This is a genomic window from Variovorax sp. 10N432, from assembly GCF_056394465.1.
The window spans coordinates 249,069-275,475 of sequence record NZ_JBFTHX010000003.1 but is presented as its reverse complement, the minus strand read 5'-3'; the positions used below and the strand labels follow the sequence as shown (position 1 = coordinate 275,475).

26 protein-coding genes are annotated in these 26,407 nt (G+C 68.1%); 14 read left to right on the top strand and 12 right to left on the bottom strand.

Features of this window, described 5'->3' with window-relative positions; all coding sequences use genetic code 11:
* Window positions 1–4: 4 nt before the first annotated feature.
* From AC1DF3_RS05635 to AC1DF3_RS05610, 6 genes are all read right to left on the bottom strand, one after another.
* A complete protein-coding gene (locus AC1DF3_RS05635; protein WP_478139068.1) occupies window positions 5–790 on the bottom strand; it encodes an ABC transporter ATP-binding protein in 786 nt (261 codons plus the stop codon).
* On the bottom strand, window positions 784–1,863 hold the full coding sequence (locus AC1DF3_RS05630) for an ABC transporter permease (protein ID WP_478139067.1): 1,080 nt from the start codon (window positions 1,861–1,863) through the stop codon (window positions 784–786). The genes AC1DF3_RS05635 and AC1DF3_RS05630 overlap by 7 nt, the downstream gene beginning before the upstream one ends.
* The gene (locus AC1DF3_RS05625; RefSeq protein WP_478139066.1) at window positions 1,860–2,864 is read right to left on the bottom strand and encodes an ABC transporter substrate-binding protein; all 1,005 of its coding nucleotides are present in this window, start codon (window positions 2,862–2,864) and stop codon (window positions 1,860–1,862) included. The genes AC1DF3_RS05630 and AC1DF3_RS05625 overlap by 4 nt, the downstream gene beginning before the upstream one ends.
* Window positions 2,865–2,884: 20 nt before the next feature.
* Entirely contained in the window at window positions 2,885–3,718 is an 834-nt protein-coding gene (locus AC1DF3_RS05620; RefSeq protein ID WP_478139065.1) for a class II aldolase/adducin family protein, read from the bottom strand.
* A gap of 34 nt (window positions 3,719–3,752) precedes the next feature.
* Window positions 3,753–4,856 (bottom strand): LLM class flavin-dependent oxidoreductase, encoded by a 1,104-nt coding sequence (locus AC1DF3_RS05615; protein WP_478139064.1) that lies wholly within the window; start codon window positions 4,854–4,856, stop codon window positions 3,753–3,755.
* Window positions 4,857–4,983: 127 nt separating this feature from the next.
* Window positions 4,984–6,000 (bottom strand): ABC transporter substrate-binding protein, encoded by a 1,017-nt coding sequence (locus tag AC1DF3_RS05610; protein WP_478139063.1) that lies wholly within the window; start codon window positions 5,998–6,000, stop codon window positions 4,984–4,986.
* A 110-nt stretch (window positions 6,001–6,110) separates the two neighbouring features.
* Between AC1DF3_RS05610 and AC1DF3_RS05605 the strand changes: the two genes are divergently transcribed.
* The 3 genes from AC1DF3_RS05605 to AC1DF3_RS05595 are packed head-to-tail and all read left to right on the top strand — an operon-like array spanning window position 6,111 to window position 9,516.
* Window positions 6,111–7,322, top strand: a complete 1,212-nt coding sequence (locus AC1DF3_RS05605) for an acyl-CoA dehydrogenase family protein (RefSeq protein ID WP_478139062.1) — start codon at window positions 6,111–6,113, stop codon at window positions 7,320–7,322.
* Window positions 7,319–7,891: a cysteine dioxygenase family protein gene (locus AC1DF3_RS05600; RefSeq protein ID WP_478139061.1), complete on the top strand. Its 573-nt coding sequence runs from the start codon at window positions 7,319–7,321 to the stop codon at window positions 7,889–7,891. The genes AC1DF3_RS05605 and AC1DF3_RS05600 overlap by 4 nt, the downstream gene beginning before the upstream one ends.
* The gene (locus AC1DF3_RS05595) at window positions 7,888–9,516 is read left to right on the top strand and encodes a rhodanese-like domain-containing protein (protein WP_478139060.1); all 1,629 of its coding nucleotides are present in this window, start codon (window positions 7,888–7,890) and stop codon (window positions 9,514–9,516) included. Before AC1DF3_RS05600 ends, AC1DF3_RS05595 begins: the two co-directional genes overlap by 4 nt.
* A gap of 9 nt (window positions 9,517–9,525) precedes the next feature.
* Here AC1DF3_RS05595 and AC1DF3_RS05590 read toward each other — a convergent pair whose 3' ends face one another.
* Window positions 9,526–11,337 (bottom strand): tetratricopeptide repeat protein, encoded by a 1,812-nt coding sequence (locus AC1DF3_RS05590; RefSeq protein WP_286530262.1) that lies wholly within the window; start codon window positions 11,335–11,337, stop codon window positions 9,526–9,528.
* Between the two features lie 176 nt (window positions 11,338–11,513).
* On the opposite strand from AC1DF3_RS05590, the gene AC1DF3_RS05585 reads away from it, so the two are divergent.
* A complete protein-coding gene (locus AC1DF3_RS05585) occupies window positions 11,514–11,900 on the top strand; it encodes a VOC family protein (RefSeq protein WP_478139059.1) in 387 nt (128 codons plus the stop codon).
* Window positions 11,901–11,913: 13 nt separating this feature from the next.
* On the opposite strand, the gene AC1DF3_RS05580 is transcribed toward AC1DF3_RS05585, so the two are convergent.
* The 3 genes from AC1DF3_RS05580 to AC1DF3_RS05570 are packed head-to-tail and all read right to left on the bottom strand — an operon-like array spanning window position 11,914 to window position 14,613.
* Entirely contained in the window at window positions 11,914–12,735 is an 822-nt protein-coding gene (locus AC1DF3_RS05580; protein ID WP_478139058.1) for an ABC transporter permease, read from the bottom strand.
* Window position 12,736: 1 nt separating this feature from the next.
* Window positions 12,737–13,585 (bottom strand): ABC transporter permease, encoded by an 849-nt coding sequence (locus AC1DF3_RS05575; protein WP_478139057.1) that lies wholly within the window; start codon window positions 13,583–13,585, stop codon window positions 12,737–12,739.
* 26 nt (window positions 13,586–13,611) lie between these two features.
* Complete coding sequence (locus tag AC1DF3_RS05570) at window positions 13,612–14,613, bottom strand: ABC transporter substrate-binding protein (protein ID WP_286530269.1); 1,002 nt, start codon at window positions 14,611–14,613, stop codon at window positions 13,612–13,614.
* A gap of 322 nt (window positions 14,614–14,935) precedes the next feature.
* Here AC1DF3_RS05570 and AC1DF3_RS05565 point away from each other — a divergent pair, with 322 nt between their 5' ends.
* The 4 genes from AC1DF3_RS05565 to argE all read left to right on the top strand — a co-directional run bounded on the left by AC1DF3_RS05565 (window position 14,936) and on the right by argE (window position 18,251).
* Window positions 14,936–15,349 carry a RidA family protein gene (locus tag AC1DF3_RS05565; protein ID WP_286369672.1) on the top strand — a complete coding sequence of 138 codons (414 nt, stop codon included), beginning with the start codon at window positions 14,936–14,938 and terminating at the stop codon, window positions 15,347–15,349.
* Between the two features lie 5 nt (window positions 15,350–15,354).
* Window positions 15,355–16,026: a DUF1028 domain-containing protein gene (locus tag AC1DF3_RS05560; protein ID WP_286530271.1), complete on the top strand. Its 672-nt coding sequence runs from the start codon at window positions 15,355–15,357 to the stop codon at window positions 16,024–16,026.
* A gap of 65 nt (window positions 16,027–16,091) precedes the next feature.
* On the top strand, window positions 16,092–17,051 hold the full coding sequence (locus AC1DF3_RS05555) for a LysR substrate-binding domain-containing protein (protein WP_286530273.1): 960 nt from the start codon (window positions 16,092–16,094) through the stop codon (window positions 17,049–17,051).
* Window positions 17,052–17,093: 42 nt separating this feature from the next.
* Entirely contained in the window at window positions 17,094–18,251 is a 1,158-nt protein-coding gene (gene argE / locus AC1DF3_RS05550) for an acetylornithine deacetylase (RefSeq protein ID WP_478139056.1), read from the top strand.
* On the opposite strand, the gene AC1DF3_RS05545 is transcribed toward argE, so the two are convergent.
* Both AC1DF3_RS05545 and AC1DF3_RS05540 read right to left on the bottom strand, forming a co-directional pair.
* Window positions 18,248–19,390, bottom strand: a complete 1,143-nt coding sequence (locus tag AC1DF3_RS05545) for an alpha-hydroxy acid oxidase (RefSeq protein ID WP_478139055.1) — start codon at window positions 19,388–19,390, stop codon at window positions 18,248–18,250. The genes argE and AC1DF3_RS05545 overlap by 4 nt on opposite strands.
* Before the next feature lie 6 nt (window positions 19,391–19,396).
* Window positions 19,397–20,647: a flavin-containing monooxygenase gene (locus AC1DF3_RS05540; protein WP_478139054.1), complete on the bottom strand. Its 1,251-nt coding sequence runs from the start codon at window positions 20,645–20,647 to the stop codon at window positions 19,397–19,399.
* 277 nt (window positions 20,648–20,924) lie between these two features.
* On the opposite strand from AC1DF3_RS05540, the gene AC1DF3_RS05535 reads away from it, so the two are divergent.
* The 6 genes from AC1DF3_RS05535 to AC1DF3_RS05510 all read left to right on the top strand — a co-directional run bounded on the left by AC1DF3_RS05535 (window position 20,925) and on the right by AC1DF3_RS05510 (window position 26,406).
* On the top strand, window positions 20,925–22,073 hold the full coding sequence (locus tag AC1DF3_RS05535) for an ABC transporter ATP-binding protein (RefSeq protein WP_286530281.1): 1,149 nt from the start codon (window positions 20,925–20,927) through the stop codon (window positions 22,071–22,073).
* Between the two features lie 49 nt (window positions 22,074–22,122).
* Window positions 22,123–23,100: an NAD(P)H-quinone oxidoreductase gene (locus tag AC1DF3_RS05530; RefSeq protein ID WP_478139053.1), complete on the top strand. Its 978-nt coding sequence runs from the start codon at window positions 22,123–22,125 to the stop codon at window positions 23,098–23,100.
* Window positions 23,101–23,102: 2 nt separating this feature from the next.
* Window positions 23,103–23,720, top strand: coding sequence for a glutathione S-transferase (locus tag AC1DF3_RS05525; protein ID WP_478139119.1), 618 nt, complete (start codon window positions 23,103–23,105; stop codon window positions 23,718–23,720).
* A 6-nt stretch (window positions 23,721–23,726) separates the two neighbouring features.
* Window positions 23,727–24,206, top strand: coding sequence for a type II 3-dehydroquinate dehydratase (locus AC1DF3_RS05520; protein WP_478139052.1), 480 nt, complete (start codon window positions 23,727–23,729; stop codon window positions 24,204–24,206).
* The gene (locus AC1DF3_RS05515; RefSeq protein ID WP_478139051.1) at window positions 24,203–25,141 is read left to right on the top strand and encodes a 2-hydroxyacid dehydrogenase; all 939 of its coding nucleotides are present in this window, start codon (window positions 24,203–24,205) and stop codon (window positions 25,139–25,141) included. Before AC1DF3_RS05520 ends, AC1DF3_RS05515 begins: the two co-directional genes overlap by 4 nt.
* A 134-nt stretch (window positions 25,142–25,275) precedes the next feature.
* Entirely contained in the window at window positions 25,276–26,406 is a 1,131-nt protein-coding gene (locus AC1DF3_RS05510) for a YihY/virulence factor BrkB family protein (protein WP_478139050.1), read from the top strand.
* Window position 26,407: the final 1 nt, after the last annotated feature.

Below are 26,407 nucleotides of genomic sequence, written 5' to 3'. Positions count from 1 at the left end.
GTCGTCACCAGGTCGCGTCGAGACCGAGGTGCTGCAGCGCCTCGTGCCGCAGCGCCGCCAGCCGTGGGTGGCCGCGATGCCGCGGGTACGGCAGGTCGACCACCAGCTCCGCCGTGATGCGCGCCGGCCGGTCGCTCAGCACGATCACGCGGTTGGCGAGGAACAGGGCCTCTTCCACGTCATGCGTCACCAGCAGCGCCGAGAAGCCGGCGCGCTGCCACAGGTTCACCAGCTCGCTCTGCATCGCGATGCGGGTCAGAGAATCCAGCTTGCCCAGCGGCTCGTCGAGCACCAGCAGCTGCGGATCGTTGACCAGCGCGCGCGCCAGCGCCACCCGCTGCGCCATGCCGCCCGAGAGCTGGTGCGGGAAGCTCTTCGCGAAGTCGCTGAGCCCGACCAGCGCCAGCGCGTCGTCGACGCGCCCGCGCTGCGACTTCAGCAGCCCGCGCGCCTGCAGGCCCAGCGCCACGTTGTCCCAGACACTGCGCCAGGGATAGAGCGTCGGGTCCTGGAAGACGACGATGCGCGAGGGATCGGGCCGCGCGATCGGTGCATCGTCCTGCGTGATGCGACCGGTGGTCGCCGGCTCGAGCCCGGCCACCAGCCGCAGCAAGGTCGACTTGCCGCAGCCGCTGGGCCCGAGCAGCGCGACGAACTCGCCCGCGCGCACCTGCAGGTCGATGCCGTCGAGCACCTGCAGCACGCCGCCCTGCTGCTGCCTGAACCAGTGGCTGACCGCCTGGATGTCGATGCGCGCGCCGGCCTGCGCGACGCTGGCCGTGCTCACCATTTGACAGTCCCCTTCTGCCACGACAGCGCGCGGTCGCGCACCTTGAAGAGCAGCGTGATCAGGCCCGAGCACAGCACCGCCATCACCAGCAGCGCCGCGTACATGTTCGGGTAGGCGGCCCAGCCCTGGGCCCACTGCAGGTACCAGCCGAGGCCGGCCTTGACGCCCATCATCTCGGCCGTCACCAGCACCGAGAAGGAGGCCCCCAGGCCCATGAACAGGCCGACGAAGACCTGCGGCAGCGCCGCCGGCACCGCGACCCGGAGCACCAGAAACCATTCGGTCGCGCCCAGCGTGCGCGCGACGTCGTAGTAGCTCTTGTTCACCGAGGCCACGCCCGACCAGGTCAGCACCGCCACCGGGAAGAAGGTGGCGAGCCCGACCAGGAACACGGCCGCGGCATAGCTCGACGGCGCGAAGAAGAAGGCCAGCGGCAGCAGCGCCGAGGCCGGCACCGGACCGAGGAAGCGCAGCACCGGATGCACCCAGTAGCCGGCGATGCGCGACCAGCCGATCCACACGCCGGTGGCGAAACCGACCAGCGCCCCCAGCACGAATCCATGCGCGAGCAGGCGCAGCGAATGCGCGGTCGACAGGCCGAGCCGCGCCCAATCTTCGACGGCGACGTCGAGCAGGCTCTGCGGCGGCGCGAAGAAGGGCGGCGGCAGCAGGCCCAGCTTGGCCGTCAGCGCCTCCCAGAGCGCGAGCAGCAGCGGCGCGGCGACGAGCCACTGGCCGGCCGGGCGCAGCTTGCGGCCGAGCCGTCCGGCGCGGGCGCCGAGCAAGGCCACCACCCCTAGTGCGATGGCGACGGCGATCGCGCCGATGCCGAACTCCTGCGTGAAGTTCCAGTCGCTGAAGCCGACTTCGCGATTGGGCCACCAGACGGTCAGCACACCGAGCGCCAGCCATGCGGCCGCCGCGACGAGGCCGGTGCGCCAGACGCCGGCCACGGCGGGTTCGTCCAGCACGGAGGGGATGGCGGCGGGCCGCGCGTCGCGCCGGACCGGCACGCGCGCCGGCGCCGGCTGCTGCCGAGGCGGCGCGCCGAGGATGTTCCCGGCCGTCGTCATGCCAGCACGTCCACCGACACGTGGTTGGCGAGCCGCGCCGGATCGGTGCTCGACTTCAGCACGCCGACCGAGCGGAAGTCGCGGGCATAGAACTCGACCTCGTCGCGCAGGTTCTTGCCGACCGGGTGGTGCGCGTGCGTCAACGTGCCAAGCAGCGCCTGCAGGTCCTCGACCGGCACCTTCGGCGAATACTTCGCGAACAGCCTGGCCGACTCGTTCGGGTTCTCGGCCACGAAGTCCGAGGCCTGCACGATGGAGCGCACCAGCGCCGCCACCACCGGCCGCTCCTTGCGCACCAGTTCGCCGCGGGCGCCGACGATGCAGCAGACCTTGTCCTTGTACTCGCCGGAGAGGTTCGATGCGAGCTCCTGGTAGCGCCCCTTGTTGCGCTTCTCGATCAGGTAGAGCGTCGGGTCGCCGTCGGCGATCGCCTGGATCTCGCCCTTGTTGACCGCGATGTCGAGCAGGTCGGCCGGGTACTGTCGCCAGGTGACGTCCTTGTCGGCATCGATGCCGTTCTTCTTGAGCAGGATCGAGAAGAAGTTCTTGCCCGGGCTCGCGATGTCCGACACGCCGATGGTCTTGCCCTTGAGCTTCTGCAGGTCGGTGACGCCGGCCTCCTTGACGCCCACCAGGCGCACGCAGCCGCCGTGCGAGCTGCCGACGATCTTGACGTCGAAGCCCGATTCGAGCGGCTTGAGCCAGCGATGGATCATGCCGACCGCCGCATCGGCCTTGGCGGTGGCGAGCGATTCGAGCAGCTGGTCGGTCGATCCCGTGTAGTTGATCAGGTCGACCTGCAGGCCGTTCTTCTCGAAGAAACCGCGTTCCTGCGCCACCACCACGGGCGAGAGGCAGAAGGCGGAGGCGTTCCACGCGAAGGTCAGCTTGCGCTGCTGCGACCAGGCGCGGGTGGCGATCAGGCCGCTCGCGGCGACGGCCGCGGCTGCGCCGCCGGCACGCAGCACGCCGCGGCGGGAGAGTGAGGTGTCGTGGTTCATGGAGATCAGGGATTCGCTGGTTAAAGAAGCAGTTCGGGCTCGGCCTCGACCAGCCCTTCGTACAGGCTCTCGAAGGCATGCAGCGCGCCCTCGGGGCCTCCGATCTGCTGGTGGGTGTGGCGCGCCACCGCATCGTCGATAGCCTGCGGCGTGCCGGCCGCCTCGGCCAGCAGCTGCGTGTGGCAGGCGTTGTCGAGCGCGATGTACCACCAGGCGGCGGCCTCCACGCTCGGGCCGGCGCTGAGGATGCCGTGGTTCTTGAGGATCGCGCCCTTGCGCCCGCCCAGCGCCCTGGCGATGCGCAATCCCTCGCTCTCGTCGACCACCATGCCGGTGAAATCGTCGAACAGCGCATGGTCGTCGTGGAACACGCAGGCGTCCTGGGTCAACGTGTCGAGCTTGCGGCCCAGGGTCGACCAGGCCTTGCCGTAGGTCGAATGCGTGTGGGCGGCCGCGATGATGTTCGGGTCGTGTTCGTGGATCGCGGCATGGATCGCGAAGGCCGCCTTGTTGAGCGGGCGTTCGCCGACCACGGTCTCGCCCGCCGCGTTGACCAGCAGCAGGTCCGACACCTTGATTCGCGAGAAATGCAGGCCCAGCGGATTGACCCAGAAATGGTCCGTCAGCTCGGGGTCGCGCGCCGTGATGTGGCCCGCCAGGCCCTGCGCGAAACCGAAGCGGGCGAACAGGCGGAAGGCCCCTGCCAGCCGCTCCTGCCGGTGGCGGCGCTCGGCTTCCACGCTGTTGCGCGGCGCCGGCGGATCGAACCAGTACTTGCGCTGCGGGTTCGGGTTCAGGGCCAGCCGGCCGCGGGTGCGCTCCCCGCTGCGGTCGATGTCGAGTACGGCGCTCATTCGGTTCCTTCGGGCACGTGGATGCACGGCGCGGTCAAGCGGCCTGGCGCTGGGCGGCGACACGCTGGGCCACCAGTTCGCGGGTGCGCGGGATCAGCTCGCGGCCGTAGTCGATCGCGTCCTCGAGCGGGTCGAAGCCGCGGATCAGGAAGGTGGTCACGCCGAGCGCGTGGTAGTCGAGCAGCGCATCGGCCACCTGCTCCGGCGTGCCGACCAGCGCGGTGCTGTTCGAGCGGCCGCCGATCTCCTGCGCGACCGCGGTCCACAGCCGCTTGTCGAGCCGCGTCCCTTGCTCGGCGGCGGCCAGCAGGCGCTTGGCGCCTTCGCTCTGCAGCGGGCCGCCGCGCCCGAAGCCCTGCACCACGCGCAGGCGGCGGGTCTCGGCCAGGATGCCGTCGGCGCGCTCCCAGGCCTTGGCCTCGGTCTCGGCCAGGATGGGGCGGAACGACACCGAGAAGCGCACCTGGCGCCCGTGCCGGGCGGCCTCGGCGCGCACCCGGCCGGTGAGCTCGCGCGCCTGGGCCAGCGACTCGCCCCACAGCGCGTAGACGTCCGCATGCTTGCCGGCCACCGGGATCGCGGCCTCCGAAGCGCCGCCGAAGTACACCGGCACGTGCGGCCTGCCGTTCAGCGTCTGCACCGGCTTGACCTCCGAGAAGGCGTCCTTGAAGCGGTAGTGCGGGCCTTCATGGTCGAAGGGCTTGTCGGCGGTCCAGACCTTGCGCAGCACCTCGAGGTATTCGTCGGTGCGCGCATAGCGCTGGTCGTGGTCGAGCCAGTCGCCGTCGCGCTTCTGCTCGTCGTCGGAGCCGCCCGAGATGTAGTGCACGCCGAGCCGGCCGCCGCTGAACTGGTCGAGCGAGGCGAACTGGCGCGCGGCCAGCGTCGGACTCACGAAGCCGGGGCGATGCGCCAGCATGAAGTGGATGCGCTCGGTCACCGAGGCGGCGTAGGCCACGGTCAGGGTCGCGTCGGGGCTGGTGGAGTGATGCGGCACCAGGACCCGGTCGAAGCCGGCCTGCTCGTGCGCCTGGGCGAAGGCGCGCACGTAGTCGCGGTCGATGGCGGGGCCGCGTGCGGGATGGATCTCGGAGACCTTCTGGGCCTGGATCATGCCGATGAATTCGATGTCGCTCATGGAGTTGCGTCCTTGGATGAAGTCAGAAAATGAAAGGGCGTGTCAGGCCGACGCCGGGCCGCCCCAAGGCGGCCTGCGGCCCCCTCGGGGGGCAGCGAACCACACCAGTGGGGAGCGTGGGGGCTATTCATGCTGGATTGGCGCGAGACAAGGCGGCGTCGAAGCTGCGGTCCCAGAGCGGCGCCACGTCCGCGGCGCCGTCGAGCACGCCGAGCTTCTGGAAGGTGTCGGCCACTTCCTGGTGGCTGCGCACCGCGGCCTGGGTGACCGGGCCCAGTGCGTAGTCGTTGCTGCGCCCGTTGAAGAGCTCGATGATGTCGCCCACCGGCACCCGGGTCTCGGCCGACTGCGCCTTCGCGTAGTCGAGGTAGTTGTCGTTGGCCCAGGCATAGGCGCGCTGCAGCCGCAGCAGGAAGTCGGCGATCGCGGCATGGCGCAACGGGTCGTCCACCGCGCGCGGATTGGCATAGACCGGGAAGTTGCCCGACAGATAGCCCTTGCCGGTCTTGATGACCCGGGCCCCGTGCTGGGTGCGCGCCAGCTGGCCGTTGTAGCCGTAGATGGCCCAGGCATCGAGATCGCCGCGAGCGAAGGCCGAGAGCCCGTCGGCCGGACTCAGGTTGATGGGCTGGATGTCGCCGAATGAAAGCCCCGCCTCCGCGAGCTGCTTGCTCAGGTAGTAGTGGGCGGTGGTGGCCCGCACGTAGCCCACGCGCTTGCCCTTGAAGTCGGCGATGGTCCTGATCGGCGCGTCCTTGCGCGCAAGGGTCGCCTGGTTGTTCAGGTCCTCGTGGATCACGGCGATGAAGCGCACCCTGGCCTTCTGCCGCGCAGCGAAGACGGCGGGGATCTCGCTGCCCGAGCCCAGGTCGAGCGCGTCGCCCTGGATGGCCTCGATGTGCAGCACGCCGTTGTTGAGTTCGCGCCAGTCGATCTTGTAGGGCGTCCGGCCCTGGCCCGAGGCCTCGATCAGCGGGCGCCAGAGGCCCTTGTAGGTGCCGATGCGCAGCGTGAGCCCCGAAAGGTCCGGCGCAGCGGCACGGGCCAGCGTGCCGGCGGCGCCGAGGGCGGTGGCGGCGCCCGCCGACTGCAGCCAGCGGCGGCGCGACAAGGCGGTGGAAGTGGCGTGGGATGGAAATGTCATGGACCCAGACCGTAAGGCCCGGGCGCCCGAAAGCGAACGCATGAATCCGAGTTTGGATATGCGGCTTCCGTCGTTGGCCCCGCGCGCCTCGGCCGCTAAGGTCCGAAGCCATGAGTTCCCAAGCCTTGCGCCGCCTGCCGGTGGCCCCCCACGAGGACGCCGCGCTGCTCGCGCGCCTGTCCGCCCGCTTCGCCGAAACCGCGGCCGACCACGACCGCGACGGCAGCTTCCCGCGCGACAACTTCGCCGCGCTGCACGCGCAGGGCCTGATCGCTCTGGTTGCGCCGCGTGAACACGGCGGCGGCGGCGCCTCGCTCGATGCGGCGCGCCGCGTGCTCGCCGCGGTCGCGTACGGCGAGCCCGCGACCGCGCTGATCCTGACGATGACCTGGCTGCAGCATCACGCGATCGGCCGCAGCGACAGCCGCTGGCCCGCCCGCCTGCGCGAACGCGTGCTGCGCGACGCCGTGCGCGATGGCGCATTGATCAACGCCCTGCGCGTGGAGCCCGCGCTGGGTTCGCCCGCACGCGGCGGCCTGCCCGCCACCACCGCGCGCCGCGACGGCGACCAATGGAAGCTGAGCGGCCACAAGCTCTACACCACCGGCATCGAGGGCCTGCGCTGGCTCTCGGTGTGGGGCCGCACGGACGAGCCGTCGCCGCGGGTCGGCGTCTTCCTGGTGCCGCGCGACGCGCCGGGCGTTCGCGTGGTCGCGAGCTGGGACCACCTGGGCCTGCGCGCATCCGGCAGCCACGAGGTGATCTTCGAAGAGGTCGCGATCCCGCTCGACCATGCAGTCGACCTGCGGGCGCCGGCCGAATGGGCGCCCGACGCCGGCAGCCAGACCGACGTCGATGCCCATGCGACGCAGCAGGCCTGGATGGTGGTGCTGCTGGCCACGCTCTACGACGCGGTGGCGCGGGCCGCGCGCGACTGGCTGCTCGGATTCCTCAACCACCGGGCCCCCAGCGGCCTGGGTGCGCCGCTGGCCAGCCTGCCGCGGGTGCAGGAGACGGTCGGCGAGATCGAGGCGCTGCTGCGCACCAACCGCGTGCTGCTCGACGAGGCGGCCGCCGAGGTCGACGCCGGCCATGCGCCTTCGGCGGCCGATAGCGGCCTGCTGAAGTACACGGTGACGAACAAGGCGATCCGCGCGGTCGAACTCGCGCTGCAATCGAGCGGCAACCACGGCCTGACGCGCCACAACCCGCTCGAGCGCCACTACCGCGACGTGCTGTGCAGCCGCATCCACACACCGCAGAACGACGCGATCCTGGTGGCCGCCGGCAAGGGCGCGCTGGGCGCCGCGACCGTCCGATGAGCGCGGCGCCGCTGCGCGATTTCGTCGCCGGCTTCGCGCGCCTGCTCGACCGGCGCCCGGGCGAAGCAGACATCCTCGAAACCGGCGGCAGCCTGCTGCGCGGGCTGGTGGCGCGCGACGACTGGCTGCCCGAAGCCTTCGCGCAACCCGATCCCGTGCGCTACCAGCAGTACCTGCTGCATGCCGATGCGACCGGACGCTTCTCGGTCGTGAGCTTCGTCTGGGGGCCCGGACAGGCCACGCCGGTGCACGACCACACGGTGTGGGGCCTCATCGGCATGCTGCGCGGCGCCGAATACAGCCAGCCCTATCGCGAGCACGACGGCCTGATGGCGGCCGCCGGACCGCCGGTGCGGCTCGAGCCGGGCGATGTGGGGGCGGTGTCGCCCACGGTGGGCGACGTGCACCGCGTGCACAACGCCTTCGACGACCGGGTGTCGATCAGCATCCATGTCTATGGCGCCGACATCGGCGCCGTGAAGCGCCATACTTATCCAGCCGGCGGCGGGCGCAAGCCCTTCGTCTCCGGCTATGCCAACACGCAGCCTCCCGATCTCCGCAGAACATGACCGCCGCCACCGCCCAAGCCACCGGATTCCCCACCCTGTCCTTCGCCGACGTGCGGGCGCAGCTGCTCGAGCAGCGCGAGATCGCGCTCTTCGACGTGCGCGAGGAAGACCCTTTCGCGCAGGCCCATCCGCTGTGGGCCGCGAACCTGCCGCTGTCGCGCATCGAGCTCGACGCCTGGCGGCGCATCCCGCGCCGCGACACCCTCATCGTCCTCTACGGCGAGCACGCGGGGGCCGACCTCGCACCGCTGGCCGCCGGCCGGCTCTCCGCGCTGGGCTACAGCCGCGTCCATCTGCTCGAAGGCGGCCTCGATGGCTGGCGCCTCGCGGGCGGCGAGCTGTTCCGCGACGTCAACGTGCCGAGCAAGGCCTTCGGCGAACTGGTCGAGCACGAGCGCCACACGCCCTCCCTCTCGGCGCAGGAGGTCAAGGCGCTGATCGATGCGCGCGCCGATGTCGTGGTGCTCGATGCGCGGCGCTTCGATGAATACCGGACCATGAGCATTCCGACCGCGACCAGCGTGCCCGGTGCCGAACTGGTGCTGCGGGTGCGCGAGCTGGCGCCCGACCCGGCCACGCGGGTGATCGTCAACTGCGCGGGTCGCACGCGCAGCATCATCGGCACGCAGTCGCTGGTCAACGCGGGCATTCCCAATCCGGTCGCGGCGCTGCGCAACGGAACCATCGGCTGGAAGCTCGCCGGGCAGGTGCTGGACCACGAGGCCGCGCGCCAGGCGCCCGCGCCTGGCGAGGCGAATCGCGCCCTCGCCCAAGCCAGTGCACAGGACGTGGCCCGGCGCGCGGGCGTGCGCTGGGTCGCCCTCGACGCCCTGCCCACCCTCGATGCGCCGGACCGCAGCGTCTACCGCTTCGACGTCCGCACGCCGGAGGAATACGAGGCCGGCCATCTGCCGGCCTTCGCCAGCGCGCCCGGCGGGCAACTGGTGCAAGAGACCGACCATCACGTGCCGGTGCGCGGGGCGCGCATCGTGCTGGCCGACGACGACGGCGTGCGGGCGCCGATGACGGCCTCGTGGCTGGCTCAGATGGGATGGGAGGTCTACGTCACCGAGCCGCAGCCGGAGGCGGCGCGCAGTGCCATCGGTGCGGCGCCGGCGGCGCACCCGGCCGCGCCGCCGGTGGAGGAAGTCTCGCCGGCCGATCTGGCGCAGGCACTGCGGGCCGCACCGGGCGACATCGCGGTGATCGATCTCACGGGCAGCGTGCAGCACGCGAAGCGCCACATCCCGGGCGCCTGGTTCGCGATCCGCGCCCAGCTCGCGCAGGCACTGGACGCGATCCCGCCCGCGCGCCGCTACGTCCTGACCTGCGGCAGCAGCCTGCTGGCACGTTTCGCCGCCGCCGACCTGCGGGCAGCCCTCGACGCCCGCCGCAGCGCTGCCGAGGTGGCCGTGCTGGCGGGCGGCAATGCCGCATGGTTCGCGGCCGGCCTGCCGGCCGAGAGCGGCCTGCCACGCGCCGCGACGCCGCCCACCGATCGCTACCGCCGGCCCTACGAGGGCACCGATGCGCCCGCCGAGGCGATGCAGGCCTATCTGGACTGGGAGTTCGGCCTGGTCGCGCAGCTGGGCGCCGACGGCACGCACGGGTTCCGCGTGCTCTGAAACCGAAGGTCAGAGCCGTGCCAGGTCGGGTCCGTCCTTGGGGCCGAACCAGGCCCGGCGATAGGCCTCCCGGGCCGCGCGCTCGGCGTTGGCGTCGCCCTTGCGGCGCTCGACCTCGGCCAGGCCGGCCAGCGCCCAGCCGTTGTTCCGGACCCGGGCCAGCGAGTCCCTGAACGCCTGCTCGGCCTCATCGAGCTTGCCCTGGCGCAGCCGGACCGAGCCCAGCGATTGCCGCACCGGGTAGTACCAGTAGGGCGGCTCGGTGTAGGCCAGCGCGTCTTCGATGGCAACGGCCTCGGTGTACGCCTTGGCGGCAGCGTCGAGGTCACCGGTGGCATCGGCCAGCCGGCCGGCGGCGACCAGCCCCGCGGTGCGCACGATCTCCTTGGCCGGCAGTCCCCAGGGCTCGAAGGGCTTGAAGTCCGCCGTGCGCTCGATCGCGGCGATGGCGTCGATCTCGCGCTGCGCCCCGGCCTTGTCCTTGCGCTGCGCGTAGGCGGTGGCGCGCGCATAGTGGTACATGGTCGACACCAGCACCACGTCGTCGGACGGCGGCGCCAGCCTGAGGATCGTGTCCGGGTCGCTGAACTGGGCACGCGTCGTGTAGTGCGCCGCCTTGATCGGCTGCAGGATCGGGAACATCTTCACCAGTTCGGCGGGCACCGAGGCGTCCAGCTTCGCGGCGGCATCGACCGCGGTGCCGCCGTCGCCGCCCATCTGCGCCGAGACCATCACGAAGTGGATGTTGTGCGGGTAGTAGGCGGCCTTGTAGAGCGGGTCCGACGGCGAAGTCTTGAAGTAGGCCTCGTCGACCTGGATCGCGCGGCGATTGGCCTCCAGCGAATCACGGTACAGCCCCACGCGGTAGTAGATGTGCGCGGGCATGTGGACCAGGTGGCCGGCGCCGGGCACCAGCGCGCCCAGCCGCTTCGCGTAGGGCAGCGCGCGGTCCGGCTGGGCCGACGCCTCCACCGCGTGGATGTACAGGTGGATGGCGCCCGGGTGGGTGCTGTTGCGCTTCAGCACCGTCTCCAGGGTGGCGACGATGTCGGCGCCGCGTCCCTTGGGCTCGGCGCCGCCGGCCTGCCAGTAGTCCCAGGGCTGCGTGTCCATGGCGGCTTCGGCATACAGCACCTGGAGCGTGTCGTCGGTCGGGAATCTGGCCGCCACGGCCTTCATGGCGTCGGCGTAGGCCCCATCCAAAGCGCTGCGGTCGGGCGGGGCATCGGCGGCGTAGCGCTTCTCGAGCGCGCCGATCAGCATCTGCTCCAGTTCGCTCGTCCGTCCCTTGAGCGCCACCGCCCTCGCCAGTGCGGCCAGTGCCGGCGCATTGGCCTCGGGCATCATCGGGACGTTGATGTTCGGACCCAGCACCAGCGCCTCGCCCCAGAAGCACATGGCGCAATCGGGATCGAGCTGCTGCGCCGCCTGGAACGCGCGCTGCGCCTCGGCATGGTTGAAGCCGAAGGACAGTCGCATTCCCTGGTTGAAATAGGCCTGGGCCTTGGGGTTGCGGGTGCTGATCGGAAACGCCAGCGTGCCGAGGTTCGCGTACAGCGGCACGGTGCCGCCGGCCGCCTGCATCGGCACCGGCTGGAACGGGGCGGTCTCGCTCTTGACCCGGACCAGGGCCTTGAGCAGCGCCGGCGGCGCGCTGACCACCGGTCCGCAGATGCCACCCGACAGCAGGGGATCGAAGGGCGGCGCCTGCTGCCGCCCGGCATCGACCCCGTCGGGCAGCAGCAGGCCGGTGCCCGCGAGGACGACGGCAACCGCCGGCAACAACCGGCGACGGATCACGAAGCGGTGGTGCGATGGCATGGCATTCCCCTCTGTTCGAAGAGGCGGGACCTGCGATGCGTGCTCGGCTGGCCCCGTCGGTGGAAGAGCCGGATCGATGCAAAAATTCTGGCATCCGGCCGCACGCGATGCAATAGCCCATTGGCAATGCAAACCAACCGGCGTACAACCCATGCGTCAACTCCGAGGAGCGCGCCATGAACCCGCTTGCCGCCAGCAGCGTGACCTGCATGTTGCCCGTGAAGGATCTGGCGCGGGCCCGCCAGTTCTATGAACAGGCGCTCGGCCTGGAGCCGCTGGGCGCCAAGCCCGACGGCAAGTTCATCTACCGCTGCGGCGGCACCGAACTGGCCCTGTTCCCGAGGCCCGAGGGCACCAAGGCCGAGCACACGGCCCTGAGCTTCCGGGTGGCGCAGATCGACCAGGCGGTGGCGGCGCTTTCGCAGCGCGGCGTGCGCTTCGCGGACTACGACCTGCCCGGGCTGAAGACCGTGGACCACGTCTGCGTGCTGGGGTCCGAGAAGGCGGCCTGGTTCGAGGACCCGGAAGGCAACATCCTTTGCCTGCACGAGGACCTGGACTGAGCGCCCTGGTGGCCTAGTGGCCGTCCTCGATATTGAGGACCTTCCCCAACCCCAGGAAGTAGTTGGCGAACGCCAGCAGCGCCGCAGTCACCGCGATGTAGACGGCCGAGAGCGCCGCCAGGGTCGGATCGGCAAACTCGCGGACATAGTTGTACATGGCCACCGGCAGCGTCTGAGTGTCCTGGGTCGTCACGAAGAGCGATGCGGTGAATTCGCTGAACGACATGATGGCCGCGAACAGCCATCCACCGAAGAGGCCCGGCGCCAGCAGAGGAACCGTGATCGTGAAAAGCACCTTCACCGGCGACGCGCCGAGGCTGGCCGCCGCCTGCTCCAGCCGTTGGTCCAGGTTCTCCATGGACACGTAGACACTGCGCAGCACGAAGGGCAGCACCAGCATCACGTGGCACAGGATCACGATGCCGAATCCGCGCTGCACCGAGGTCTGCGACACCAGGATCAGCAGGCCCAGACCGAGCGTGAAATGCGGCACCACCAGCGGCGAATGCAGGATCGCGAGGAGCAGCTGCTTGCCCTTGAACTCCAGCCGCTTCACGGCGATGGACAGGCAGGTGCCGATCACCAGCGCCAGGAAGGACGACCAGCCGGTGACGATCATGCTCGATCGAAATCCTTCCTGGAAATCCGGATAGCTGAACACCCGCGCGAACCACTTGAGCGAATACGACTCGGGCGGAAAGGCCAGGATCGCCTTCTCGTTGAAGGCGGCGATCGTCACCACCACCACCGGCAGCAATACGAATGCCAGCAGGATGGCGATCAGCAGCGGCCCGGCCACGCGCAGCGGCAGCGGCATGGAACTTCGGATTTTCATGTCAGTGTCCTCCAAAGGCCTTCAGGCGCTTCGTCAAGAGTCCCAAGGCAAAGAGCGCCGCGACCGTCAACATCAGCCCCATCACGCTCAGGCTGGCTGCCAGCGGAAAATTCATCGAAGAAAAGCCGAGTTGATAGACCAGTGTCGACACCGTGGGCACGCGGCCGCCGCCGATCATCTGCGGCGTCGCAAAGGCACTGAAGGTCCAGGCAAAGGCGGTCGTGATGCTGGCCAGGATGCCGGGCATCGACAGCGGCAGCGTGACCGTGACGAAGGTCCTGACCGGGCCGGCGCCCAGGCTTTGCGCGGCCTTCTCGTAGTCGCGGTCGATGTGCGAGATCGCCGTGGCGAGCATCAGCACCACCACCGGGATCGTCACGTGCACCAGCGCGACCAGCACGCCCAGGTGGGTGAACATGAGCTCGAACGGCCATTCGATCAGGCCGAGCTTGCGCAGGGTGCCGTTGATGAAGCCGTTGCTGCCCAGCACGGCGATCCACGAGTAGGTCCGGACGATCTCACCGAGGAACAGCGGCGTGATCGAAACGATCAGGATGAAGGACTTGAGCGCCCTGTTCTTAACCCGGACCAGGGCGTAGGCCAGCGGATAGGCGGCGAGCAGCGAGAAGACCGTGGTCTCCACGCTCAGCAGCAAGGTATTGGCAAAGGCATCGAGATAGATCGACTTGCCCATGCCGGTGAAGTTGGCGAAGGTCAGCCCTCCGACATCCAGCGAGCCAGGAACGAAGGTCCTGAAGCTGAACTGGAACACCGCGGCCAGCGAGACGGCGATGCCCATCGCCACAATGACGGCCGGAGAGACCAGCCAGGCCCGTAGATCGGAGCGCATTCCTTGACCTTGTTCCTGGGACCGGGTCAGTTCATCACGTTTTCGGTGAACCACTTGCGCCACTCGGCCGTCTTCTCGGCGCGCAGCTTGTTGTCGATGACGATGGTCTGGCTGTCCCACTGTGCCTTGGTGGTGAACACGCCCGGCAGCTTCGCGTCTTCGGCCGAGACCGTCGCGTTGTCGACCACCGGGCTGGCCTTCTTCGAAGCCACGATCTTCGACTGCACTTCGGGCGACAGCGCGATGTTCAGGAACTTGTAGGCCAGGTCGGTCTTGGTGCTGCCCTTCATGATGGCCATGGTGTCGACGCCGAGCACCGCACCTTCCTTGGGCATGACCACCTTGATCGGCACGCCCTGGCTCGCCATATGGTACGCATTCATCGAGAGGATCACCTCCACGGGCGTTTCGCCGGTGGCGATGAGCTGCTGCGCATTGGCGTCATTGGTGTAGAAGGCCTTGAAGTTGGGCTTGAGCGCCTTGAGCTTGTCCTGGCCTTTCTCCCACGACTTGGCATCGCCGCCCGACAGCATCGCCGACACCGCGATCAAGTGGCTGGGGTCGAAGTCGGGGGCGCTGATCTTGCCCTTGAGGGCCGGATTCCACAGGTCGTTCCAGCTGTCGAACTTGACGCTCGGCGGCAGCAGGTCGGGGCGATAGCCGATGGAATACACATAGGCCCAGCTGCCGATGTGGTACGGGCTGATCTTGGCGCGGTCGACCAGGCGGCTGGCGTTCGGGATCTTGCTGGTGTCGAGCTGCTCGAACAGATCGCCGTTGACGTAGAGCCAGCCTACATGCGAGGTCGTGAACGTGATGTCGCTCTCAGGCTTGGAGGCGAGCTTGGCCTTGTTCAGGCGGTCGATGGTGCCGCCGGTCACGTACTTCACCGGCACGCCGGTCTGCTTGGTGAATTCCTTGCCGATGTTCTCGTCGATGAGATCGCGGAAACTGCCGCCCCATGTGCTCACCACCAGGGCGTTGTCCTGCGCGTAGGCCGAAGCGGCGGCCAGCGTGGCGGAAAGCATGCACAGTGTCAAAAGCTTGCGAATCATTGAAAACCCTCAAATCGAAAAGTTGAACGTTGGTCGGAGCTGCCATCGGTCGGCGAGTCGACTGATGATGCAAGCATTACGCCAGCACCAGGTCCACTCACTTCAGCGACCGGATGATGTGGAACTCGCGACTCGCGGCCAAGTCGCCTTTTACTTAGAGGTGCCTCAATTTTCCTGATGGGCGCGGGTCGGGGGCAACGCTCGGAAATTCCTAAACGGTCGCCCGGAAAATACAAATGGCTCCAGTGGCGGGCGCAGATGAGGATCGCGATTCCCGTCACCAGCCCCGAGCAACATGAAACACACCCGCATCCGGCCTTTCAACACCAAGGCCACGTACCCCGAACAGAAGCTCGACAACGACCTCTGCCAGGCCGTCGTCGCCCGCGGCAGCATGGTCTTCCTGCGCGGCCAGATCGGACAGAACCTCGAGACCTCCGAGAGCGTCTGCATCGGCGATGTCAGCGGTCAGGCGGAGCAGGCCATGGCGAACATCGCGATGCTGCTCGAAGAGGCCGGCGGCGAGCTCCAGGACATCTGCAAGATCACGATCTACATCATCGATCCGCGCTACCGCGAGGCCGTGTACCTGGTCGTGGGCCGCTGGCTGAAGGGGGTTTTCCCGGTGTCCACAGGCATCGTGGTGTCTGCCCTCGCCCGTCCGGAATGGCTGGTGGAAATCGATGCCACCGCGATGATTCCCGACTGAGCCCCATGACTTTCTCCATCATCGCGCGCTGCCCCGCCACCGGGCAGTTCGGTGCCGCCGTGGCCTCGTCCTCTCCCGCGGTCGCCGCGCGCTGCATCCGCGGCCGCAAGGGCGTGGGCGCTGCCGCCAGCCAGAACATCACCGATCCGGATCTCGGCCCGCTCGCCCTGGACCTGCTCGCCAGCGGACTGACGCCGGCGCAGGCAGTGGCCGAGTTGCAGAAGCGCCCCTTCATCGACTACCGCCAGCTGATGGCCATCGATGCGTCGAATCCGCCGGTGGTCTTCACCGGCGCCCAGGCGCTCGGCACGCTGGCCAGCGTGGTCGGCACGCATGCCGCCTGCGCCGGCAACATGCTGCTCACGCGCGAGGTGCCCCAGGCGATGCTGTCGGCCTTCGAGAGCGCCGAAGGCTCCCTGGCCGAACGCCTGATGCAGGCCATGCTCGCCGGCCAGGCCGCCGGCGGCGAGGAAGGCCCCGTGCATTCGGCCGGCCTGCTGGTCTACGGGGAGCAGAACTGGCCCATCGTGGACCTGCGGCTGGACTGGGTGGAACTCGACCCGGTGCAGGCCCTCTACGCGACCTGGAAGGTCTACGAACCGCAGCTGCAGGCCTACATCACGCGCGCGCTCGACCCGCGCGCCGCCCCGAGCTTCGGGGTGCCAGGGAATCTCTGAAGGGCCGCCGCTACACTGGACTTCCAACGTCACGTGCCGCCCCACGGCCTCTTCTCTTCCTCGACATGCTCAACCGCGTTTCCCTGCGTCAGATGGAGTATTTCGTCGCCACCGCGACCCACGGCAGCATCGCCGCCGCGTCGGCGCAGATCCATATCTCCTCGCCCTCGATCTCCGCGGCCATTGCGCATCTGGAGTCCGAACTGAACGTGCAGTTGTTCGTCCGCCATCCCTCCAAGGGGCTGGGCCTGACCGCCATCGGCACCCTGGTGCTGAAGCAGTGCGAGGACGTGCTCGACCAGTCCTCCCGCCTGTATGAGATCGCCTCGGACTCGAGCGATGTCATGCAGGGCGCCTTGCGGGTGGGCAGCTTCCAGTCGCTCACCGCGATGATCGCGCCCGAGGTCATCTTCGGGTTTTCGCGCGCGTTCGAGTCGGTGGACGTGGAGCTGGTCGAAGGCGACCAGGTGGTCTTGATGAACAAGCTGCGCGCGCTCGAGATCGACCTGGCGATCACCTACGACCTGACCCTGGGCGAGGACATCGAGTTCGAAACCCTGGCGACGCTGCCGCCCTATGTGCTGGTGAGCGAGCTGCATCCCTTGGCGCAGGAGAAGGCCGTCACCTTCGAGGACCTGGCGGGCCAGCCCTACGTGCTGCTGGACCTGCCGATGAGCCGGGAGTATTTCACCTCGCTGTTCGCCAAGGCCGGCGTCACGCCGAACATCGTGGCGCGCTCGCGCTCCGAGGAAGTGGTGCGCTCCATGGTGGCCAACGGCATCGGCTATGCCCTGTTCAACGTGCGGCCCAAATCCAACCAGGCGCTCGACGGCAAGCGCATGGTGCGGGTGCGCCTGGCCGGCACCCATCGCCCGATGCAGCTCGGCCTGGCGACCTACAAGCCGATGAAGCAGTCGCGACTGACCCGCGTCTTCATGGAGCGCTGCCGTGCCTACATCTCCGACCAGTACATCCCCGGCATGAGCGCGGCGAGCTTCTTCGACCCCCACATCACGGCGCCCTGAAGCGCCCCACACATCGCCATGGATCAAGCAAGTTCTGCAAGCATGTCCAGCATCTCGCTGCTGGAAACCCTGATCGCCTTCCCCTCGGTGTCCCTGAAGCCGAACATCGGGCTCATCCACAAGGTGCAGGAGATCCTGGCGCAGGCCGGCATCGAATCGATCCTTGCGCCCGACCCGCAGGACGCCAGCCGGACCAACCTGTTCGCCACGGTGGGTCCGCAAGGCGTGCCGGGCGTGCTGCTCTCCGGCCACACCGACGTGGTGCCGGTGGACGGCCAGCCCTGGAGTTCGCCGCCCTTCGAGGCCACGCACAAGGACGGCCGCATCTACGGTCGCGGCGCGGCCGACATGAAGGGCTTCGTCGCCTGCGCCGTGGTCGCCATGGTGGCCGCGGCCCGCAGGCCGCTGACGCGGCCCCTGCAGCTGGCCCTGTCCTTCGACGAGGAGATCGGCTGCGTCGGCGTGCGCCACCTGCTGCGCCGGCTCGAGAACCAGCTTCCCGCGCCCCACCTTTGCATCGTCGGCGAGCCCACCCTGATGCGCATCGGCACGGGTCACAAGGGCAAGGCCGCCTACCGGGCGGTCTGCTGCGGCCAGGCCGGCCATTCGGGCCTGGCGCCCCGATTCGTCAACGCCATCCACATGGCCAGCGACCTGGTCGCGTCGGTGCGCGAGGTGCAGCGTGAATTGTCCGAAACCGGCCCGCGCGAGGAAGGCTACGGCGTGCCCTACTCCACGGTCCATGTCGGCGTGATCCAGGGCGGCCGGGCGCTGAACATCGTGCCCAGCGAATGCGAGCTCAGCTTCGAGATCCGCCATGTCTCCGAGGACCAGCCCGAGGAGATCCTGGCGCGCGTGCTGCAGCGCCTGGTCGAGCGCGTGGCGGCCGATGCGGTGCATCCCGAGGCCCCCCCGCCGGACATCCAGCTGACCAACAGCTATCCCAGCCTGAGCACGCCCGAGGACTCGGAGGCAGTCCGCCTGCTCAGCGGCCTGCTGCCCCCCGGCACCCGCTGCACCAAGGTCGATTTCGGCAGCGAAGGCGGCTTGTTCAAGCAGAGCTGGCGCGAAACCCCGGTGCTGATCTGCGGCCCCGGCAGCATCGAGGTGGCGCACAAGGCCGACGAATATGTGGAGCTGTCGCAGATCGAGGCCTGCGACCGGATGATGGCGGCCCTCGTCGACTTCCTCTGCCGCTAGGGCATGCGCAGGATTCCGCGGTCGACCCCGCGGACATCCGTCTTGCCGCAGAAAGCCATGGAGAGATCGAGTTCGTTCCGGATCAGGTCCAAGGCGGTGCTGACGCCCTTCTCTCCCATGGCGCCCAGGCCGTACATCATGGCGCGGCCGATGTAGGTGCCGCGCGCCCCGAGCGCGATCGCCTTCAGCACGTCCTGCCCCGAGCGGATGCCGCCATCCATGTGCACCTCCACCCGGTGGCCGACGGCCTCCACGATGCGCGGCAGGGTGGAGATCGACGACGAGGCGCCGTCCAGCTGCCGCCCGCCGTGATTCGACACCACGATCGCATCGGCCCCGCTATCGACCGCCAGCCGCGCATCCTCAGGGTCCTGGATGCCCTTGACGATCAGCTTGCCGCCCCAGCGCTTCTTGATCCATTCGATGTCCTGCCACGACAGGCGGGGATCGAACTGCTCGCGGGTCCACTCCACCAGCGAGCCGATGTTGTCCACGCCCTTCGCGTGCCCGACGATGTTGCCGAACTGGCGATGCCGGGTGCCCAGCATGTTCCAGCACCAGCGCGGCTTGCTCGCGAGGTTCAGGAGGTTGCGCAGGGTCGGCCGAGGGGGCGTCGACAGGCCGTTCTTCTTGTCCTTGTGCCGCTGGCCGAAGACCTGCAGGTCCATGGTGACCACGAGCGCGGAACAGTTCGCGTTGCCGGCCCGTTCGATCAGGCCTTCGACGAAGCTCCGGTCGCGCAGCACATAGAGCTGGAACCAGAACGGATGGCGACCGGTCGCCTCGGCCACCGCCTCGATCGGGCAGATGCTCATGGTCGACAAGGTGAACGGTATGCCGAACTTCTGCGCCGCGCGCGCCGCCAGGATCTCGCCATCGGCATGCTGCATGCCGGTGAGGCCCGTGGGCGCGATCGCCACCGGCATGCTGACCGGCTGGCCCACCATGGTGCTGGCGGTGCTGCGCTCGGTGATGTCCACCGCCACGCGCTGACGAAACTCGATCTTGCCGAAATCCTCTTCGTTGGCGCGGTAGGTGTATTCGGTCCACGAGCCGCCATCCACGTAGTCGTAGAACATGCGTGGCACGCGTTTCCTCGCCAGGCGGCGCAGGTCCTCTATACAAGTGATCTCGGCCATGCAGGCTCAGGTCTTGCCGTACGACATGTAGGCGTCCTGGATCACGATATGGTCGGCGATGTATTTCGCGTCGTGCCACACGCCGTAGATGAAGGACGAGGCGCGGTTGACCAGGTTCGGCAATCCCAGGAAGTAGATGCCGCTCTCGGCCGAGATGCCCCGCTTGTGGAACGGCGCGCCCTTCTCGTCGAAGGCGTTGACCTTCAGCCAGCTGTAGTCGAACGTGAAGCCGGTGGCCCAGAGAATCGTCGTGATGCCGGCCTTCGCGAGGTCCAGGCTCATGATCGGTTCCTTCAGGCAGTCCGGGTCCGGCAGCAGTTCCCAGGCGTCGGGCTCCGGCGCAAAGGGCAGGCCGTTCTGCTCGATGTAGGCATCCGCTTCGCGCAGCACGTCGAAGTACGCCTGGTCGCCTTCCGCGACATTTCTCGCCAGGCCTTCTTCGAATTCGATGACGCCGTCCTTGTAGGTCCTGGTCAGGCCGACCAGCGTCACGCCCATGAGCGCAAGGCGACGGAAGTCGACCGTCTTGCCGCCCTCGTAGCCACTGACCGCGAAGGCGACGTGCTGCTTCTTGGGCTTGATCTTGACCTCGTCCCACAGGCCCAGGGCACCGAGCCACCAGCAGTAGTCGCGGCCCCGATAGGAACGCGGCGGCCGGTAGTGCTCGCCCACCGAGAGATAGACCGTCTTGCCGGCCTTGCGCAGCTCCTCGGCGATCTGCGAGCCGGAGGCTCCCGCACCCACCACCAATACGGCGCCTTCGCGCAGCTGGCCCGGATTCTTGTAGGTCGAGGAATGAAGCTGCTGGACCGCATCGGTTTCGGGAACGATCTTCGGATAGGCCGGGATCTGGAAAGGACCGGTGGCCGAGACGACATTGGTCGCTTCGATCACACCCTCGGAGGTCGTGACCTTGAAGCCCGGGCGACCCGCGTTGCGCTCGACCTGCCTGACCTCGACACCGGTCCGCACCGGCGCCTTCAGCATGGCGGCGTAGTCCTCGAAATACTGCGCCATGCGCTCCTTGGGCGGAAATGCCTCGGGCGAAACGTCCTCGAACTTGAGCCCCGGAAAACGGTCGTGCCAGGCGGGGCCGTTCGCGACCAGGGAATCCCAACGCTCCGAGCGCCAGCGTTCGGCGATCCGATTGCGCTCCAGCACCAGATGCGGCACACCCATGAGCGACAGATGCTCGCTCATGGCAATGCCCGCCTGCCCGGCACCGACCACCAAGGTATTGATTTTTTCCACTGACATGTGTGTTTCCTAAAGAAGATCGCCACTGATGCAAGTCGCCAGGCAACCTGAAGACACCAGCCATCGATGCAGGCGAGTCTGAAGAAGCACACCGCATTTGAGAATCACGTTTTTCGGATTCAGGACTTAGGAAAAAGCAAAGCGCTGCCTGCGTGACTCTCGACAGAAGCCCTCGCACAGCCTGTGCCCCGCGGCCGTCGAGGCCTTTCGTTTTTCCGAGGGTCCGCATCAATTTCGGCAAAGACCCGGTCGCGTACCCATGCCTTATCGTTCGGGCATGAAAGTAGTCCACTCCGACCCTGCAGCGCAGCCCAGCCTTTCGCATCCGCAGGCCGACACGGCCGTCAGCCTGGAAGGCGTGGTCAAGAAGTACCACGACCAGACCGTGCTGCACGAGGTCTCGCTGAAGATCAGGCGGGGCGAGTTCCTCACCCTGCTGGGTCCGTCGGGCTGCGGCAAGACGACGCTGCTGAACCTGATCGCGGGCTTCGCCGAGGCCGACAGCGGCGAGATCTTCATCGAGGGCCAGCCGGTGACCAGCGATCCGCCGCACAAGCGGCAGATCGGCATCGTCTTCCAGAACTACGCGCTCTTTCCCCACATGACCGTGGAGCGCAACATCGGCTATGGCCTGCGCATGCGGGGCGTGGCCAAGGACGAAGTGGCCCAGCGCGTCAAGGAGGCGATGGCCATGGTCAAGCTCACCGGCCTCGGCCACCGCAAGCCGCGCGAACTCTCCGGCGGCCAGCAGCAGCGTGTGGCGCTGGCGCGCGCGCTGATCATCCAGCCCAAGGTGCTGCTGCTCGACGAGCCCTTCTCGGCCCTGGACAAGAGCCTGCGCGGCTCGATGCAGGTCGAGATCCGCGAGATCCAGCGCCGCCTGGGCCTGACCACCGTCTTCGTCACCCACGACCAGGGCGAGGCGCTGGCCATGTCGGACCGCATCGCCGTGATGTCGGCCGGCGTCATCCGCCAGATCGCATCGCCCGCCGAGCTGTACCGCAGTCCGCAGGATCCGTTCGTGGCGTCCTTTCTCGGCGACGTGAACATCCTGCCGGCCCATTACCACGGCAAGACCGCCCACGAGATCCAGCTGCGCCTGGGCTCCGGCCATCTCAGCCTTCCGCATGCCCGGCTGGTCGATGCATCGCACGAAGGCGAGAGGCTGGACGTCTACGTTCGCCCGGAGCACATCCAGCTGGAGACCCTGCATGCCGGATCGGTGCTAAGCGGCACCGTGATCCACCATGTCTTCCAGGGCGACCACATCAATACATACGTCGATGTGGATGTCCCGATGACGGCCCGGCAGGTCGTCACGGTGCGCAGTGCGGGCCTCGCCGCCATGCAGCACTGGCCCGTCGGCTCGGTCGCCGGGCTGGCGCTTCTCGACGAGGGCATCAGCGTCTTCAGCTCCCGAAAATAAAAGGCCAGACAAACCCATGACCGACATCAGAACCTCCCTTCCGAGTTCCATGCAAGCCATCGTCGCCCGGGAGCCCGGCGATGCCAGCGTGCTGGTGCTGGCCGAGCGCCCCATGCCCGTGCCCGGCGCCGGTGAAGTGCTGCTGCGCGTGCTGGCCGCCGGCATCAACCGGCCCGATGTCATGCAGCGCCAGGGCATCGCCAAGCCCGCGCCGGGCATCACCGACGTGCTCGGCCTCGAGGTGTGCGGCGAGGTGGTCGCCTGCGGCCCGGGCGTCGACACCGCGCTGATGGGCCAGCGGTTGATGAGCCTGGTGCCCGGAGGCGGCTATGCGCCGTGGTGCACGGCATCGGTCGATCATTCCTTCGTGGTGCCGGCGCCGCTGTCCGACATCGAGGCGGCGGCCTTGCCCGAAGGTCTCTTCACGGTCTGGCACAACCTGTTCGAGCTCGGGCGCCTGGCGATGGGCGAGACGGTCCTGATCCACGGCGCCGCGGGCGGCATCGGCACGCTGGCGATCCAGATGGCCCATGCGGCCGGCTGCACGGTCATCGTGACCGACAACGATGAAAGCCGGTTCCCCGAACTGAAGGCCCTGGGCGCCGATCTGGCGATCTGCTGGCCGACCACCGACTTCACGCAGGCCTGCCTGGACTACACCGCGGGGCGCGGAGTGGACGTGGTGCTCGACATCGTCGGCGGCGACTATGTGCGCCGCAATCTGCAAGCCATGGCTTTCGGCGGGCGGCATGTCAGCCTGTCGTTCATGCAGGGCTCGGCGGTCAACATCGAACTGCCGACATTGATGCAGCGCCAGTTGAGCCTGCACTCCTCCACGATGCGTCCGCAGAGTCACCATGAGAAGTCCCGCATGGCCAAGCGCCTGGCCCACCATGTGATGCCGCTCCTGAAAAGCCGGCGGATCGCGCCGCGCATCCACACCACCTTTCCGGTCGCGGAGGCCGCGGCATCGCATGCCTTGCTGGAAAGCGGCAAGGTGTTCGGCAAGCTGGTGCTGGTGCCCTGATGATGAAGCTCCTCTTCGCTCCGACATCGCCCTTCGTGCGAAAGGTCATGGTGTGTGCGCATCTGACCGGACAGGCCGACAAGATCCAACTGCTGGACAGCGCCGCCCATCCGGTTCGGCGCGACCCGCGCATCGCGGCCCACAATCCGCTCGCCAAAGTGCCGACCCTGATCCTGCAAGACGGCCAAGTGCTTTACGACAGCCGCGTGATCTGCGAGTACCTGGCCAGCCAGGCGGACGCACAGACGATATTTCCGGCGTCCGGCGGCGATCGATGGACGGCGCTCACCCGGCAGGCGCTGGGCGATGGCCTGCTCGACGCGGCGCTGCTGGCGCGCTACGAGCTGACCGCGCGTCCCCCCGAATTCCAGTGGCCCACCTGGCGCGAGGCCCTGTTGACCAAGGTCAGGGCCTGCCTCGAAGCCATCGAAGCCATCGCATCCGGGTTGAGCCCCGACAAGCCCACCATCGGCGAGATCACCATCGGCTGCGCCTTGGGCTACCTGGACTTCCGCTTTCCCGAGCTGGACTGGCGCGCGCAATGCGGCACCGCCGCCCGTTGGAACGAAGCCTTCCAGCACCTGCCCGCCATGCAGGCCACCCGACCCTACGAAGCTTGAAGACCCATGAACTACACCTCGACTTCTCCCATCACCGTCTGGTTCCTGAACGGCCCCAACGCCAACCTCTACGGCCTGGATGCCAACAAGAACTACGGCACCGACAGCTTCCCCGTGCTGCATTCGCGCTGCGAGCAGAAGGCGGCCTCGCTGCAGGTCAGCCTGCGTTTCCTGCAGTCGAACCATGAAGGCCAGCTGATCGACTGGATCCAGGAAGCGCGCGGCGTCGCGGACGGCATCGTCATCAATGCGGCCGGCTTGACCTACACCTCCATCCCGATCCTGGATGCCTTGCTCTCCTTCCCCGGCAAGATCATCGAGGCCCACATGAGCAACATCTGGAAGCGCGAGCCCTTCCGGCATCACTCCTTCATATCGAAGGCGGCGGATGGCGTCATTGCCGGACTCGGCGGCGACGGCTACGAGCTCGCCATCGAGGCCGTCGCGCGGCTGGTGCGAAAGAACCTGCAGGCTTCCTGGACATGACTGTCGACACCCTCGCCTTCTACAGCGACTTCGACGATTTCCAGACCTGGAAGCAGGCGCTCCAGGCGCAGCTTCCGGCACTCCGGGTGGTTCACGCCAGCGAGAGCGAGCGGCCGGAAGAGATCGACTACGCCATGGTCTGGAAGCCCCCGCAGGGCATCTTCGAACGGATGACGAAGCTGCGGCTGATCATCAACCTGGGGGCAGGCGTCGACTCGCTGGTGGGACGCGACGATCTCCCGCCGAACATCCCCATCACCCGCATCACCGATCCGCAGATGGCGCGGATGATGGCCGGCTACGTGCTGTTCGCCGTAATCCGGCATGCTCGGGATATACCGCACTTCGAGCAGGCCCAGCGCGCGGGCCAGTGGGCCTATCGCCACCCGCGTTCGCCGGAGGACATCACGGTCGCGGTGCTGGGACTGGGGCAGCTGGGCGCCAAGGCAGCGCACGAGATCCAGCGCCAGGGCTTCAGGACGCTGGGCTGGTCGCGCAGCCTGGCGCAGATCGACGGCGTGGAATGTTCGGCCGGCATGGACACGCTCGATGCCGTGATCGGCCAGGCCGACATCGTCGTCCTGATGCTGCCGCTCACGCCGCAGACGAAGCACATCTTCGATCGCGAACGCCTCGTAAAAATGCGGCCCGGCGCTGCCTTCATCAACGTCGCCCGGGGTGCGCTGGTGGACCAGGCCGCGATGACGCAGCTGCTGCAGAGCGGCCACATCGGCGCCGCGACGCTGGATGTCTTCGAGCGCGAACCCCTGCCTGCCGAAGATGCGCTCTGGCAGATGCCCAACGTGCTGATCACTCCGCACCTCGCATCCGTGGCGATCCCGTCTTCCTCGGCCAAACAGATCGCAGCCAATATCCTGCGCGTCGCGGCCGGCGAACTGCCGGACAACATCATCGAGCCGTCGCGCGGGTATTGACGGGCTTTCGCAGCAGTACGCACTTCGCGACGTCCCGCACGGGAAGACCGCCTACCCCAAGTCGCAGCAATGCCGACCTTCGACCGGCTTCGGTTCGCCTGACAGTGCGTCATCGAACTCCAGCGGGCCGCGTCATGAATTGGAAACAACTGTTCGCGCTTTGCCGCAAGGCCGTGGGCGCCTGGGCCGATGACTACGCGCCGAGCATGGGCGCCGCGATCTCCTACTACACGATCTTCTCGCTGGCCCCCCTGCTGGTGATCGTCATCGCCATCGCAGGCGCCCTGTTCGGGCGCGACGCTGCCCAGGCGCAGATCGTGGCCCAGGTCGCGGGGCTGGTCGGCCAGGAGGGCGCGACGGCCGTGGAAGCACTCCTGCGCAGCGTCGCGGATCCCGAGCGAGGCCGGATCGCCGGCATCATCAGCGCGATCGTCCTGCTGGTCGGCGCCACCACCGTCTTCGCGGAACTCCAGAGCGCGCTGGACCGCATCTGGCACGTTCCGGAAAGAGACAAGCCGTCGGGCGTCTGGTCGGTGCTGCGAGCCCGCCTGCTGTCGTTCGGCCTCATCCTGGGGCTGGCCTTCCTGCTGATGGTCTCGTTGATGGTCAGCGCCGGCCTGGCCGCCTTCGATGGCTGGTTCGGCGGCCTGCTGCCGGGCTGGGAGGCCGTGCTGCAGATTCTCAACGAGGTGATCTCCTTCGCGATCATCGCCCTGCTCTTCGCCATGATCTTCAAGCTCATGCCCACCGCGCCCATTGCCTGGCGCGACGTGTGGATCGGGGCCGCGGTGACCGCGATCCTGTTCGAGCTCGGCAAGTTCGCGATCGGCATGTATCTCGGCAAGAGCGGTGTCCGGGAATCGTTTGCCGCGGCCGGTTCGCTGGTGGTGCTGGTGGCCTGGGTCTACTACGCCGCCCAGATCTTTCTCCTGGGTGCCGAGTTCACGAAGGTCTACGCCGACTCGCACGGATCGCTGGCCGGCGTCAAGGCGCAGCAGGCCACCGAAATGGCGGCCGAAGTGGCCGAAGCCGGGACGTCGATCGTGGAGAACCGCACATTGGCCTCGATCGGGCCGCAAGAAGCGGAGGCCACAACCTTGGCCCTGGAAAGAGCGCGACGATTCCGCGAGCGGGCAACAGCCACGTTCGCGCGGCAAGTCATCGTGCTCGCGATTCTCGTCATCGCCAACGCCGCCGCGAAGCGATCCATCCAGCGACAACGCAGGCGCCTCGCCGCCAGCAGGAAAAATCTTCGGGCAGATTGAC